Source organism: Micromonospora sp. NPDC049274, assembly GCF_040678875.1.
Classification (GTDB): domain Bacteria; phylum Actinomycetota; class Actinomycetes; order Mycobacteriales; family Micromonosporaceae; genus Micromonospora.
This window is the reverse complement of record NZ_JBFAQS010000016.1, coordinates 22,893-36,929: the sequence shown is the minus strand read 5'-3', so window position 1 is coordinate 36,929 and position 14,037 is coordinate 22,893. Positions and strand designations below refer to the sequence as shown.

The 14,037-nt window shown below is 74.5% G+C and carries 13 protein-coding genes; 9 read left to right on the top strand and 4 right to left on the bottom strand.

All coding sequences use genetic code 11. The annotated features are described in order from the left end of the window. Window positions 1-33: 33 nt before the first annotated feature. Window positions 34-1,641, top strand: coding sequence for an NAD(P)/FAD-dependent oxidoreductase (locus AB0K10_RS25660; RefSeq protein WP_363687475.1), 1,608 nt, complete (start codon window positions 34-36; stop codon window positions 1,639-1,641). A gap of 88 nt (window positions 1,642-1,729) precedes the next feature. Here AB0K10_RS25660 and AB0K10_RS25655 read toward each other — a convergent pair whose 3' ends face one another. Beyond that, window positions 1,730-2,497, bottom strand: a complete 768-nt coding sequence (locus AB0K10_RS25655; RefSeq protein ID WP_363687473.1) for a polyprenol monophosphomannose synthase — start codon at window positions 2,495-2,497, stop codon at window positions 1,730-1,732. 170 nt (window positions 2,498-2,667) lie between these two features. Further along, a complete protein-coding gene (locus tag AB0K10_RS25650) occupies window positions 2,668-3,114 on the bottom strand; it encodes an SRPBCC family protein (RefSeq protein WP_363687471.1) in 447 nt (148 codons plus the stop codon). Window positions 3,115-3,315: 201 nt separating this feature from the next. Here AB0K10_RS25650 and AB0K10_RS25645 point away from each other — a divergent pair, with 201 nt between their 5' ends. Genes AB0K10_RS25645 through AB0K10_RS25610 form a run of 8 tightly spaced genes read left to right on the top strand, consistent with a single transcriptional unit; the run spans window position 3,316 to window position 11,985 of the window. Next, window positions 3,316-4,944 (top strand): HAD-IIIA family hydrolase, encoded by a 1,629-nt coding sequence (locus tag AB0K10_RS25645; protein ID WP_363687469.1) that lies wholly within the window; start codon window positions 3,316-3,318, stop codon window positions 4,942-4,944. After that, window positions 4,941-5,915, top strand: a complete 975-nt coding sequence (locus AB0K10_RS25640; protein ID WP_363687467.1) for a glycosyltransferase — start codon at window positions 4,941-4,943, stop codon at window positions 5,913-5,915. Before AB0K10_RS25645 ends, AB0K10_RS25640 begins: the two co-directional genes overlap by 4 nt. Then, window positions 5,900-7,117 (top strand): glycosyltransferase, encoded by a 1,218-nt coding sequence (locus tag AB0K10_RS25635; RefSeq protein WP_363687465.1) that lies wholly within the window; start codon window positions 5,900-5,902, stop codon window positions 7,115-7,117. Before AB0K10_RS25640 ends, AB0K10_RS25635 begins: the two co-directional genes overlap by 16 nt. Next, the gene (locus AB0K10_RS25630) at window positions 7,114-7,818 is read left to right on the top strand and encodes an SIS domain-containing protein (RefSeq protein WP_363687675.1); all 705 of its coding nucleotides are present in this window, start codon (window positions 7,114-7,116) and stop codon (window positions 7,816-7,818) included. Before AB0K10_RS25635 ends, AB0K10_RS25630 begins: the two co-directional genes overlap by 4 nt. 16 nt (window positions 7,819-7,834) lie before the next feature. Then, window positions 7,835-9,370: a PfkB family carbohydrate kinase gene (locus tag AB0K10_RS25625; RefSeq protein ID WP_363687463.1), complete on the top strand. Its 1,536-nt coding sequence runs from the start codon at window positions 7,835-7,837 to the stop codon at window positions 9,368-9,370. Beyond that, window positions 9,367-10,068, top strand: coding sequence for an SDR family oxidoreductase (locus AB0K10_RS25620; RefSeq protein WP_363687461.1), 702 nt, complete (start codon window positions 9,367-9,369; stop codon window positions 10,066-10,068). The genes AB0K10_RS25625 and AB0K10_RS25620 overlap by 4 nt, the downstream gene beginning before the upstream one ends. Beyond that, window positions 10,065-11,018, top strand: a complete 954-nt coding sequence (locus AB0K10_RS25615) for a glycosyltransferase family 9 protein (protein ID WP_363687459.1) — start codon at window positions 10,065-10,067, stop codon at window positions 11,016-11,018. The genes AB0K10_RS25620 and AB0K10_RS25615 overlap by 4 nt, the downstream gene beginning before the upstream one ends. Continuing rightward, window positions 11,002-11,985: a DNA topoisomerase IB gene (locus AB0K10_RS25610; RefSeq protein WP_363687457.1), complete on the top strand. Its 984-nt coding sequence runs from the start codon at window positions 11,002-11,004 to the stop codon at window positions 11,983-11,985. Before AB0K10_RS25615 ends, AB0K10_RS25610 begins: the two co-directional genes overlap by 17 nt. 168 nt (window positions 11,986-12,153) lie before the next feature. Here the strand turns inward: AB0K10_RS25610 and AB0K10_RS25605 are convergent, their stop codons facing one another. Beyond that, window positions 12,154-13,188, bottom strand: a complete 1,035-nt coding sequence (locus AB0K10_RS25605; RefSeq protein WP_363687455.1) for a helix-turn-helix domain-containing protein — start codon at window positions 13,186-13,188, stop codon at window positions 12,154-12,156. Between the two features lie 13 nt (window positions 13,189-13,201). After that, entirely contained in the window at window positions 13,202-13,963 is a 762-nt protein-coding gene (locus tag AB0K10_RS25600) for a TetR/AcrR family transcriptional regulator (RefSeq protein WP_363687453.1), read from the bottom strand. Between the last annotated feature and the right edge of the window lie 74 nt (window positions 13,964-14,037).

The window sequence follows — 14,037 nt, the reverse complement described above, 5'->3', positions numbered from 1 at the left end:
TTCGCCCGGTTGCGCGCCGGGTAGGCGGATCGGGTGACTACCACCGGCGCGCAGAGCGCGGACGCCGTCGTCGTCGGAGCCGGGCACAACGGCCTCGTCGCGGCGAACCTGCTGGTCGACGCCGGGTGGGACGTGGTGGTGCTGGAGGCGACAGCCGTGCCCGGTGGCGCGGTCCAGTCCGCCGAGGTGACGGCACCTGGCTACCTGAGCGACCTCTACAGCTCGTTCTACCCCCTGGGGTACGCCTCGCCGGTGCTGGACGGCCTCGACCTGGGCGCGTACGGGCTCTCCTGGCGGCACGCCCCGGACGTGCTGGCACACCTGCTGCCCGACGGTCGGGCCGCGGTGATCAACCGGGACCCCGACGTCACGGCAGCCTCGCTGGAGCAGTTCGCCCCGGGCGACGGCAAGCGCTGGCTGAACGCGTACACCGACTGGCTCGACGTGGCCGAGCCGATGCTGACCGCGATCACCTCTCCGTTCCCGCCGGTACGAGGCGGGCTGGGCCTGCTGCGCCGGCTGCGGATCGCGGGCGCGCTACGGCTGGCCCGGCGACTCGTGGTGCCGGTGCGCAAGCTCGGCGACGAGCTCTTCGACGGCCCGGGCGGGCCGGCGCTGCTGGCCGGGTGCGCCCTGCACACCGACCTGTCCCCGGAGGAGGCCGGCTCCGGCGTGTACGGCTGGCTGCTGGCCATGCTCGGCCAGCAGGTCGGCTGGCCGGTGCCCGACGGCGGCGCGCGGCAGATCACCAACGCGCTGGTGGCCCGTCTGGAGCAACGCGGGGGCCGCATCCTCTACGGCGCGCGTGTCGACCGGGTGCTCACCGCGCGCGGCCGGGCGATGGGCGTCCGCACCGAGGGCGGCGCGTTGTGGCGGGCCCGTCGGGCGGTGCTCGCCGACGTGCCGGCCCCGGCCCTCTACCTCGACCTCGTCGGCGCGGCGGCTCTGCCGTCGCGGCTCGTGGAAGATCTGGCGCACTTCCGGTGGGACGGCTCGACGCTGAAGGTGGACTGGGCGCTCTCCGCCCCGGTGCCGTGGACCAACCGGGAGGTCGCCGGCGCCGGCACGGTGCATCTCGGCGCGGACCTCGACGGGCTGACCCGCTACGCCGGCGAGCTGGCCCGTGGCGAACTGCCCCGCGACCCGTTCCTGCTGGTCGGGCAGATGTCCGTGGCTGACCCCAGCCACTCACCGCCGGGCACCGAGTCGCTCTGGTCGTACACCCATCTGCCGTTCCGCCAGGACTGGCGGGCCGAGGAGATCGCCGGGCACGTACAGCGCATGGAGGACGTGCTGGAGGCGGCCGCCCCGGGCTTCCGGCAGCTCATCGTGGGCCGGCACGTGGCCGGGCCCGCCGATTTGGAGAAGGGCGATCCAAGCCTGGTCGGGGGCGCGCTCGGCGGGGGGACCGCCGCCGCGTACCAGCAGCTGTTCCTGCGCCCGATTCCCGGCCTGGGTCGGGCGGACACCCCGGTGGACCGGCTCTTCCTGGCCAGTTCGTCGGCGCATCCGGGCGGTGGGGTGCACGGCGCCCCGGGCGCGAACGCGGCCCGCGCGGCCCTGGCCCGCGACCGAGCCCTGACGGGCGCCGCCTACGCGAAGGTCATCTCCACCGCACACAGGACGATCTACCCCGCCTGACCCGACCCACCTCGGTGATCAAGAGGTGTGCGTCAGATTCCGGCTCGCCGGTGACGCACACCTCTTGGTCAACAGGGTGGCGGAGGAGTCACTTGGTGATGTTGCGGTGTTTGCTGCGCAGGCGGAACGGCATCAGGGCGCTCTCGACCTTGGTCGCGGTGGTCATCTTGGAGACGCCGTCGCGCCGCTCCTCGAAGCGGATCGGGACCTCGAGGATCGTGTGCCCCAGCTTGGTGGCCAGGTAGTGCATCTCGACCTGGAAGCTGTAGCCGTTGGACTGCACCCGGTTCAGGCCGATGTCCTTCAGCGCGTCGGCCTGCCAGATCTTGAAGCCGGCGGTCAGGTCACGGATGCGTACCCGCAGCAGCGTGTGTACGTAGAGGTTCGCCCATCCGCTGAGCGCGCGCCGGTACAGCGGCCAGTTCTCGTCCAGCTCACCACCGGGCACGTACCGGGAGCCGATCACCACACCGGCCTGGGTGGAGAGCAGCGCGCCCAGCATCCCCGGCAGCGCCTCCGGCGGGTGCGACAGGTCGGCGTCCATCTGCGCGACGAACTCGGCGCCGCCCTCGAGAGCCTTGCTCATCCCGTCGACGTACGCCCGGCCCAGGCCCTCCTTGCCGGCCCGGTGCATCACCTCGATCCGCTCCGGATACTCGATGGCCAGCTTGTCGGCCACCTCGCCGGTGCCGTCGGGGGAGTTGTCGTCGGCGACGAGGATGCGTAGCCCGGGCAGCGGCAGTGCGAGCAGCCGCTCGACAAGCGCCGGAAGGTTGCCCGCCTCGTTGTAGGTGGGCACGACGACTGTCAGGTGTGCGTCTCGCCACGGCGACGGCAGCTGGACGGGCTGGATCATGTCGGACATCCTCGGTTTGCGGACAGGGCTACCTGAGAGGGTAGCCAGTTACCCGATCCGGCTTGAAAGGCTCCCCGTCGCTCGGGCCGACTGCTGGGGGTGGCGCGCTCAGCGCAGCCCGGCGAACCGTCGCGGTGAGGCGTCCCGCCAGGTGGCCGGGTCGGTCTGCGTCACTGAGAGACCTTCCGTCGGACGGCGATGTCGGAGAGCCGGTCCAGCGTCTCCCGGTTGCGCAGGTGCAGCACCAGGTCGTTGGCCTTGTTGCGGACCCAGCGCAGCGGGCCCGCGGCGAAGTCCTCCCCGAGGCGGACGCGGGTGGCGCCGCCGTCGACCGGTTCCAGGGTGAACGCCACGATCGCCTCGCCGGCCGGCCACAGGCCGGCGCGCAGCACCAGCCGGTGCGGCGGCTCGCAGACCAGCACCGTCGACGCGTCCTGCAACGAGAACGGCCACGGCCCGGCCCGGTGATGCAGTTGGCTGCCCACCCGCGGCCAGGCGTCGTCCACGTCGCGCACGTGCGCCGTCCCGACCACCCAGTCGCTGTACGTCCACCCGTCGGCCAGCACGTCGAACACCTGCTGCGGGGGAGCGTCGATCACTTTCTCCACTATCGCCACTGGGCTCCCATACCCTCGTCCCGACGGAGGCTAACGGGCCGGCGGGTTAGCTTCTCGGAAGCGGCGGGTAAGGCCGACCCGGGGCACCGCCGGCGGCGTTGGCCCACGGCGCCGCAGCAGACGTTTACTCCTCGGGGCGCCGGGAACCCGCCGGCTGTGCGACAGGACCAGGAGGATCCGTATCAGCGCAGGTCAGCCCGGGTGTACGCCGGTGTTGGCCGGGCTGGTCACGGGCCTGCCGAACCCACCGGGGGCGTCCTGTACGACGCGGTCCTGCTCGACCGCGACGGCACCCTGATCGAGGATGTGCCGTACAACGGCGACCCGGAGAAGGTACGCCCGGTCCCGGGGGCGCGGGCGGCGCTGGACCGGTTGCGGGCCGCCGGGCTGCGCCTGGCGGTGGTGACGAACCAGTCGGGCCTGGCCCGGGGCTATTTCAGCGCCGAGCAGATGCGGGCGGTGCACGCCCGAGTGGAGGAGCTGCTGGGCGGCTTCGACGCGTGGCTGGTCTGCCCGCACGACGACTCCGACGGATGCGACTGCCGCAAACCCGCGCCCGGTCTGGTGTACGCCGCCGCCCGTGAGCTGGGCACGAGCGCCTCGCGCTGCGTGCTGGTGGGCGACATCGGCCGCGACGTGGGCGCCGCGTTGGCCGCCGGGGCGGCAGGGGTGCTGGTGCCCACCCCGGTGACCCGACCGGAGGAGGTCGCCGCCGCCGGCTGGGTGGCAACGGACCTGCCCTCGGCGGTGGACGAGATCCTGCGCCGCCAGCGGGCCGTGCAACCCGCGCGGGCCGCCGGCCCGGCGGGTACGGCGTTGGTGGTGCGCTCGGACTCGGCCGGGGACGTGCTCGTCACCGGGCCGGCGATCCGCGCCGTCGCGGCCGGCGCCCAGCGGGTGGTGCTGCTGTGCGGCCCGCGCGGACGCGCTGCCGCCGAGTTGCTGCCCGGCATCGACGAGATCATCGAGCATCCGCTGCCGTGGATCGACCCCGCGCCGGGGCCTGTCGACCCGGACGCCATGCGGGACCTGACGGCCCGCCTCGCCGCCGTCGGCGCGGACGAGGCGGTCGTCTTCACCTCGTTTCACCAGTCCGCCCTGCCGCTCGCGCTGCTGCTGCGGATGGCCGGGATCACCCGGATCGCCGCGATCAGCGACGACTACCCGGGCTCCCTGGTGGACATCCGCCACCGGGTGCCGGTGGGCGTTCCCGAACCCGAGCGGGCGCTCTCCCTCGCCGCCGCCGCCGGCTACGGGCTGCCGGCCGGCGACGAACCCGTGCTCAAGCTCCGGGACGACGCCGTGGCGTCCCGCCCGGCCGCTGCCGGTGACCCCGGCTACGTGGTGCTGCACCCCGGGTCGGCCGCGTCGAGCCGTGCCTGCCCGACCGAGCTGGCGGTACGGATCGCCGCGGCGCTGACCGCCGCCGGGCATCGGGTGCTGGTCACCGGCGGGCCGGACGAGCGTACGGCCACCGCCCGGGTCGCGGCGGCGGGCGGCACCGACCTGGGCGGCCGGACGGACCTGGCCGGGCTGGCCGCGCTCGTCGCCGACGCCACCGTCGTGGTGGTCGGCAACACCGGGCCCGCGCACCTGGCCGCGGCGGCCGGGGTGCCGGTGGTGAGCCTGTTCGCGCCGACGGTCCCCTTCGGGCAGTGGGGGCCCTACCGGGTGCCCACCGTTCGGCTCGGCGACGCGGCCGCGCCCTGCCGGGACACCCGGGCGGCAAGCTGCCCGGTCCCGGGGCACCCCTGCCTCAGCGGCGTCGACCCGGCCGAGGTGGTCGAGGCGGTACGCACGCTCGTGCCCAGCGGCGGTGGCATCCGATGAACATCCTGCTCTGGCACGTGCACGGCTCCTGGACCACGTCCTTCGTGCACGGCAACCACCGCTACCTGGTCCCCACCACATCCGACCGTGGCCCGTACGGCCTCGGCCGGGCCCGCACCTACCCGTGGCCGGACAGCGCCGTCGAGGTGGCCCCCGACGACCTGCCCGGCAGCGACGTCGACCTGGTCATCCTGCAACGCCCCGAGGAGATCGACCTGGCCGAGCAGTGGCTGGGGCGTCGTCCCGGGCGCGACATCCCCGCCATCTACGTCGAGCACAACACCCCCAAGGGGGACGTGCCGAACACCCGCCACCCGATGGCCGACCGTGGTGACCTGCTCGTCGCCCACGTCACCGGGTTCAACCAGATCTTCTGGGACACCGGCGCGACCCGCACCCGCGTGATCGACCACGGCATCGTCGCGCCGGCCGTGTCGTACACCGGTGAACTGGACCGGCTCGCCGTGGTGATCAACGAACCGGTGCGACGGGGCCGGGTCACCGGCACGGACCTGCTGCCGCAGTTCGCCGAGATCGCGCCGCTGGACGTGTTCGGGATGGGCGTGGCGGGCCTCGCCGACCACCTCGGGCTGCCCGCCGACCGGCTCACCAGTCACGACGACGTGCCCCAGGACCGGATGCACGCCGAGTTGGCCCGCCGGCGCGCGTACCTGCACCTGTGCCGCTGGACCTCCCTCGGGCTCAGCCTCATCGAGGCGATGGCGATCGGTATGCCTGTCGTCGCGCTCGCCACCACCGAGGCGGTGACCGCGGTGCCACCGGAGGCGGGAGCCCTCGCCACCCGGATGGACACCCTGCTCGACGCCGCCCGCCGGTTCATCGCCGAGCCGGCGGCCGCACGTCAGGCCGGGGTGGCGGCACGGGCCGCCGCGCGCGACAGGTACGGCCTCGACCGTTTCCTCGCTGACTGGGACCGGCTGCTGGAGGAGGAAGTATGCGGATCGCGATGATCTCGGAGCACGCCAGCCCGCTCGCCATCCTCGGAGGCGAGGACGCCGGCGGCCAGAACACGCACGTCGCCGAGCTGTCCGCCGCGCTCGTCGCGGCCGGGCACGAGGTGCGGGTCTACACCCGCCGTGACGCGCTCGACCTGCCGGTGACCGTGCGCGCCCCGGACGGGTACGACGTGGTGCACGTGCCTGCCGGTCCGGCCGAACCGGTCGCGAAGGACGCGCTGCTGCCGCACATGCGGGAGTTCAGCCGGTGGTTGGTCGAGCGGTGGCGGGGCGGGGACTGGACGCCCGAGGTGATCCACGCGCACTTCTGGATGAGTGGCCTGGCCGCGCTGACCGCCGGTCGGCAGACCGGGGTGCCGGTGGTGCAGACGTACCACGCGCTGGGCACTGTCAAGCGCCGCTACCAGGGCGTGCAGGACACCAGCCCGGCCCGGCGCATCTCCTACGAGCGGGAGTTGGGCCGGTCGGTGGACCGGGTGGTCGCCCAGTGCCGCGACGAGGTCGGCGAGCTGGTCCGGATGGGGGTGCCCCGGTCCCGGATGACAGTCGTGCCCTCCGGGGTCAACCTCGCCTCGTTCGCCCCGCTCGGGCCGGTCGCCGACCGCGAGCCGGGCCGAGCCCGGATCCTGACCGTGGGCCGGCTGGTCGAGCGCAAGGGTTTCCAGACCGTGGTCCGCGCGATGGCGCTGGTGCCCGACGCCGAGTGCGTCGTGGTCGGCGGCCCGCCCGAAGGGCTGCTCGAGACCGACCCGTACGCCCGGAGGCTGCGCGCCCTGGCCGAGTCGTGCGGGGTCGCCGACCGGGTGCACCTGGTCGGTGCGGTGCCCCGGGAGGAGATGGGCCGCTGGTACCGCTCGGCGGACCTGCTGGTCGCCGCCCCCTGGTACGAGCCGTTCGGGTTGACCCCGCTGGAGGCGATGGCGTGCGGCGTGCCTGTCGTCGGCACCGCCGTGGGCGGCATCCGCGACACGGTGGTCGACGGCACGACAGGCGATCTCGTGCCGGCCCGGGATCCGCAGGCCCTCGCCACCGCGATCCAGCGGCTGCTCGACGACCGGATCCGCCGCTTCCGGTACGCCACGGCGGCGCGTGAACGGGCCCGGTCGCGCTACTCGTGGGCGGTCGCCGCCGAACGCCTGGCCGAGGTCTACGGCGAGGTCGCCGCGGTGCGCCGGCCGACGCGGGTGGTGGCCTGATGCCGGCGGGCAGCCCGCTCGACGCGCACCTGACCAACCTCGCCGCGGCACTGACGCCCTACCGCCGCTGTGAACCGCAGGTGGCGCGCTGGGGCGCGGACCTGGCGCACCGGCTGGTCGGAGGCGGACGCCTGCTCGTGGCCGGCAACGGCGGTAGCGCCGCCGAGGCTCAGCACCTCACTGCCGAGCTGGTGGGGAAGCTGCACGACGACCGTCAGCCCCTGTCGGCCATCGCCCTGCACGCCGAGACCAGCGCCGTGACAGCCATCGCCAACGACTACGGCTACGCCGACGTCTACGCCCGTCAGGTCCGCGCCCACGGCCGGCCCGGCGACGTCCTGTTGCTGCTCAGCACCAGCGGCACCAGCCCGAACCTGCTCACCGCCGCGCACGCCGGGCGCGATGCCGGCCTCACCACGTGGGCGCTCACCGGGCCCGCCCCCAACCCTCTCGCCGACGCCTGCGACGAGGCGCTCGCCGTGTCGTCGGCCGACAGCCAGGTCGTCCAGGAGCTGCATCTCGTCACCAGCCACCTGATCTGCGAGTACCTGGAACAGGAACTGCCCGCCGCGCTGGCCGCCGCCGGTGCCGTACGCGTGCCCGCCGAGCCGACGCCGGCCGGTCGGCTCGCGTCCGGTCCGGTGCGGACCGGAGTCGAGGTCGTGCTCGACGGTGGGGCCGGACAGCAGGTCGACGCGTGAGGATGAGGAGGACAGCGTGAGGGGACCCGTGGTGGTGGTCGGGGACACCCTGCTCGACCGGGACGTGGAAGGGGTGGTGAGCCGCCTCTGCCCGGACTCCCCGGTGCCGGTGCTCGACGAGACCTCCGCCGTCGACCGGCCCGGCGGCGCCGGCCTCGCGGCGGTCTTCGCGGCCGCGCAGGGCGCCGACGTGGTGCTGGTCACCGCCCTCGCCGACGACGCCGGGGGCGCCCGGCTCAGTGCGCTGCTCGCCGCCGCCGGCGTGCAGGTGTACCCGCTGAGCCTGTCCGGCGCGACGCCGGAGAAGATCCGGCTGCGGGCCCGGGGCCGGGTGCTGCTGCGCCACGACCGGGGCGGCGCCTCCGGTGAGCCGGGCCAGCCCTCCGACGAGGTGCTGCGGGTGCTCGCCGCGGCGTCGGCGGTGCTGGTCAGCGACTACGGCCGGGGAGTGGCCCGGCAGCCCGCGCTGCGCGCCGCGCTGGCCGCCACCCGCGCGCCCGTCGTGTGGGACCCGCACCCGCGCGGTCCGGCGGCGGTGCCCGGCGTACACCTGGCCACGCCGAACGAGTCGGAGGTACGCGAGCTGGTCCCCGCGCTGCCCGGCGCGTCCCGGCTGGCCACCGCGTCCCGGGGAGCGCAGGGCCTGCGTCGGCGGTGGCGGGCGGGCGCCGTCGCGGTGACGTTGGGCGGTGACGGCGCGCTGCTCTGCCACGCCGGGTCGACGCCGCTTGTGGTGCCCACCCCGGGAAGCGCCGAGGGTGACACCTGCGGGGCGGGTGACCGGTTCGCCGCCGCCGCCAGTCTCGCGCTGGCCCAGGGCGCGCTGGTCTCGGAGGCCGTGCAGGTGGCGGTCGCCGAGGCGTCCGCGTACGTGGCGGGTGGGGGAGTGGCCACGGCACTGCCACCACCGGAGCAGTCGTTTCCACCCGTCCGGCGGGCGGAAACGAACCGCCGGCCGGGGAGCGCGTACGGAGTCGCCGGCCCGGGTGGCGAGCGGGTGGGCGTCGCGGCGGTCGCCACGCTGCTGGCCGAGGTGCGGGGCGCCGGCGGCACGGTGGTGGCGACCGGAGGCTGCTTCGACCTGCTGCACGCCGGGCACCTGGCCACCCTGCAGGCAGCCCGGCAGCTCGGCGACTGCCTGATCGTCTGCGTGAACTCCGACAGCAGCGTGACCGGGTTGAAGGGGCCGGGCCGGCCGGTGCTGGCCGAGGGAGATCGGGCCCGGCTGCTGGCCGCGCTGAGCTGCGTCGACGCCGTCCTCGTCTTCGACGAGCCGACGCCGGAGGCGGTGCTGTCCTGGCTGCGCCCGGACGTGTGGGTCAAGGGCGGCGACTACGCGACAGGCGGCCCGGACGCTGTCGGGCTTCCCGAGGCGGAGGTCCTGCGCCGCTGGGGCGGGAACACGGTGGTGGTGCCGTACCTGGACGGCCGTTCCACGAGCGATCTGATCGCCCGGTCCGCCGGCGGCCGTGGTACCGGCGCGGGCGGGCGACCGCAGCAGCCGGTCGGGCTCGTCGCGCCGGTGTCGACGACACGGGAGCGCACCCGATGACCGCCACGAGGTCCGGTGCCGGGCCCACCGTCCTGGTCACCGGCGGCTCCAGCGGGCTCGGCGCGGCGGTGGTCGCGGCGGTGGCCGCCTCCGGTGGCCGTCCGCTCGTGCTGGACCGGCAGCCGCCCGTCGACGGGGTGTCCTGGACCGAGTGCGACCTCGGCGACACCCGTGCCGCCGAGGTGGCCACCCAGCACCTCGCGGAGCAGGCCGGAGGGCTGGACGCGGTGGTCACGGCCGCCGGCATGGACGTGCCGGGTCGGCTCGCCGACGTGCCGGGGGAGACCTGGGATCGCATCGTCGCCGTCGACCTGCTGGCCACCGCCGCGGTGATCCGGGCCGCGCTGCCGTTCCTGCTGACCTCTCGGGGCCGCATCGTCACGGTCGCCTCGACCCTCGGGGTCAAGGCGGTCAGCGACGCCACGGCGTACTGCGCGGCGAAGTTCGGCGTGGTCGGGTTCACCCGTGCCCTGGCCGCCGAGCTGGCCGGCCAGGTCGGGGTCACCCTGCTCATTCCCGGTGGGATGCGTACCGCGTTCTTCGACGAGCGCGACCCGCAGTACCGGCCGGGGCCGGACGCCATCCTCAACGATCCCGTCGACACGGCTGCGGCGGTCATGTTCGCGCTCAACCAGCCGCCCGGCTGCGCGGTGCGCGAAATGGTGGTCTGCGCCGAGCAGGAGACGTCGTACCCGTGATCCTCGTGCTGCGCGCCCTCGGCGTCGGCGACCTGGTCACCGCGGTGCCCGCGCTGCGGGCGCTGCGGGCCGCGTACCCCTCTCGGGAGCTGGCGCTCGCCGCGCCCGCCGGCCTGGCCCCGCTTGTCGACCTGGTGGGGGGCGTCGACAGGCTGGTGGACACCGCCGGATTGGACGGGCCGTCCTGGCCCGGCCCCGCCCCGCAGGTCGCGGTGAACCTGCACGGGCGCGGCCCGCAGTCGCACCGGCTGCTGGCCGCCGCCCGCCCGGGGCGGCTGGTCGCCTTCGCGAACGCCGACGCCGGGTTCGGCGACGGCCCGCGGTGGGTCGACGACGAGCACGAGGTGGACCGTTGGTGCCGGCTGCTGTCCTGGTACGACATCCCGACCGACCGTGGCGACCTCGGGCTGCGCCGGCCCGACTCGACAGGCCGGCCGGCCGGCGCCACAGTGCTGCATCCGGGCAGCAAGGTCCCCGCCAAGCGGTGGCCCGCCGAACGGTTCGCCGCGCTGGCCCGTGCGCTCACCGACCGGGGGCACCGGGTGCTGGTCACCGGCTCGGCCGACGAGCGCGCGCTGGCCACCCGGGTCGCCGACGCGGCCGGCCTGGCCCCCGCCGCTGTGCTGGCCGGCCGGACCGACCTCGGCGCGCTGGCGGCGCTTGTCGCCGACGCCCGGCTGGTGGTCAGCGGGGACACCGGCGTGGCCCACCTGGCCACCGCGTACGGGACCGCGTCGGTGGTGCTGTTCGGGCCGGTGCCTCCGAGCGCGTGGGGGCCGCCGCCGGACCGGCCCCGACACCGGGCGCTCTGGGCCGGTGCGGGGGATTGGCGCAGGTGGGACGGGGTAGGAAGCCACCCGACATTGACGGCACTGCGCCTCGACGAGGTGCTCGCCGCCGTGGACGAGGTGGAGAGGGCGGTGCGGGTCTCCGGTGCGGTTGCGGCGTAGCGACCCGGGTCGGCCCGGTTACGGGCGACGCCGACGCGGTAAGGGCTGGACGTTCGTCGATCCGAGCGGTGCGGTCGTGCGGGATCCTGCGACCCTGACGCGGCTGCGGGAGCTGGTGATCCCGCCGGCCTGGCAGGACGTGTGGATCGCGCCGCACGCGAACGGGCACATCCAGGCGACAGGCATCGACGCGGCCGGCCGCAAGCAGTACGTCTACCACCCGGTGTGGCGGGAGAAGCAGGACGCGGCGAAGTTCGACCGCATGCTGGAGGTGGCCCGGCGGCTGCCGGCGCTGCGGGAACGGGTGGGGCAGGACCTCGGCGGGCGCGGGCTGGGTCGGGACCGGGTGCTGGCCACCGTGGCCCGTCTGCTCGACATGGGGATGTTCCGGGTCGGCAGCGACCAGTACGCGGCCGGCGACGACCCCACGTTCGGGGTGTCCACCCTGCGCCCGGAGCACGCTCGCCGACGCGGCGGCTGCGTGGTCTTCGAGTTCCCCGCCAAGGGTGGCATCGAGCAGGTGCGCCGGATCGAGGACCCGGAGCTGTGCGAGGTGCTTCTCAACCTGCGTCGCCGTCGCCGGTGGGCCGACCGGCTGTTCGGCTACTGGGACGGCCGGGAGTGGCGTGACGTCCGCAGCGACGAGGTCAACGGCTACCTCCGCGACGCCTGTGGTGGCGAGATGACCGCCAAGGATTTCCGTACCTGGCACGCCACGGTGCTCGCCGCCGTCGAGTTGGCCGCGGCCGATCCGGCCCGCTCGGTCACCGCCCGGCGCAGGGCGGTGGCGGCGGTGATGCGGGCGGTGGCCGATCTGCTGGGCAACACCGCGACGGTGGCACGGACGTCCTACGTGGACCCGCGGGTCGTCGACCTCTACCACGACGGAGTGGTGGCGCCCGTCGACCGGGACGCGCCGCGCGAGGAGATCGAACGGGTCGTGTTGGAGTTGCTGGAGAAGGCGTGACCGGCCCCGCCGACGATCCTGGGGGGGAAGCGGCGGGACCGGGGTCTCGGCCCGGGGTGGCACCGGGCGGCCGCCCGCCGCAACCCGCGGCGGGCGCCTCGCCACGGCCCCCGTTCGTGACCGCCGTCGAGCCCCGGTGCGGGGGCGCCGCCTCGGCCACGTCGATTGTCAGTCTGACCCGGACGAGTTGACTCTGGACGCCAGGTGGTTGACGGCCCGCGCCGCAAGCGCGTCGCCGTCGCGGCACGCCTGCGGGCTCATCCCGTACGCCGCCCGGAACGCCCGGCTGAAGTGGGCCTTGTCGCCGAACCCCCACCGCGCCGCGATGACCTGTACGGGCTGCGTCCGCATCGTCGGGTCGGTCAGGTCGCGTCGGCACCGGGCGAGGCGAAGGTCCCGGATGTACGACGCCACAGTGGAGTTCTCGGCCTCGAAGAGGCGGTGCAGTGTGCGCAGCGAGATGTGGTGGGCGTCCGCGACGACCTGTGGGCCGAGCGTCGCGTCACCCAGGTGCCGGTGGACGTACGCCTGCACCTGGGTGAGCAGCGCCCGGCGGCGGACCTCGGTCGGCACGGCGTCCTCGGCGGCGAGGTGCCGGCCGAGCATGGTGGTGGCCAGGTCGAGCCCGACCGCGCCGAGCCGGCCGGCGTCGGCGGCGTGATACTGCTCGGGGTGCCCGGTCAGCCGGAGCAGGAACTGCGCCAGCAGCGCCCCGATGCCCTCGCTGCCGGACATCCGGCCTCCGTAGAGGGCGGCCAACCGCTGCGGTGGCAGCGGCAGCGCGGCGTGCGGGATCATCGTGATGATCGAGGTGGCCTGATCCCGCTCCGGCTCGGTCGCGTGGTGGCGCACGTCGTGCGGCCGGGACGCGTCGTAGAAGGTGAACTCGCCGGTCAGGATCTCGCTGCGACGACCGTCCTGGCTGGACGCGCCGATGCCGCCGGTGGTGAGAGCGAGGATGTACAACTCCCGGTCGGACTGACGGACCAGCTTCCGGGTCCGGCTGACGTCCAGCGACGGGTACTCGTACTGCACCAGCTCGATGGGGCCGAGCCCGATGAAGTCGGCGCGGGCGGCGAAGTCGTCACTGTGCCCGGAGTGGATCCGCACCGGCACCGAGGTGCGCGCGATCAGGTCCAGCCACATGCCGAACCGTTCGCCGGGTGGCAGGACTGTGGTGTCGATGGTGTCTCTCGGCAGCATCGGGGCTCCTCGCTCAGCCCGCCCGGCGTCGGATCAGCGCCTCGACGCCGTCGAGGATCCGGTCCAGGCCGAAGGTGAACTCGTCGTCGGGGTCGTCGTCCTGGTTGAGCACACCAGCGCTCAGCACGCGGTGCAGCGCGGGGAAGCGGGCCGGGTCGATGAGCCGGGCCACCAGCCGACCGTACGCCGGCATGATCTCGTCCGGTTCGACGCCGGCTGCCCGGCTGCCCTCGGCGATCTGGTTGGTGAGGGTGGCCTCGTTGCGGACGTACCCGGTGATCAGCAGGAGCACCGACATCTTCTCGCCCTCGGCGAGCGCGGTGTCGTCGAGGCAGCGAAGCCCGTCCTCCATCCAGCCGAGCTGCTGTGGCGTGATCGGAGGGCCGGTGATCGGCACGTGCAGCAGCCAGGACCGTTGCCGCAGAGCCTCGTGCTCGGCCCAGGCCCAGCGGGTGAGGCCGGCGCGCCAGTCGTCCTGGGGTGGAGGCGGCCCGGGGGAGGGGCCGTACCCGACGTCCACCATGAGCATGAGCAGCTCGTCCTTCGAGCCGACATGCCGGTAGAGGGCCATGGTGGCGGCGCCCAGCTCCTTGGCCACCCGGCTCATCGAGACGGCCGTCAGCCCGTCGGCGTCGGCGACCCGGACGGCGGCGTCGACGATGCCGGACACGCTGAGGCCGGGGCGGGGGCCCCGCGGTGGCCGCTCCCGCAGCCCCCAGGCGCTCTCGATGGCCGGTGGGAGCGCCGGACCGCTGTCGTCTTTCGTCTCTGCCACATTTCCTCCTTGCCTCGCCATCCTAGTTCTGCGTATGGTCTACGCATAACAGCGTACGACATACGCAGAGGAGA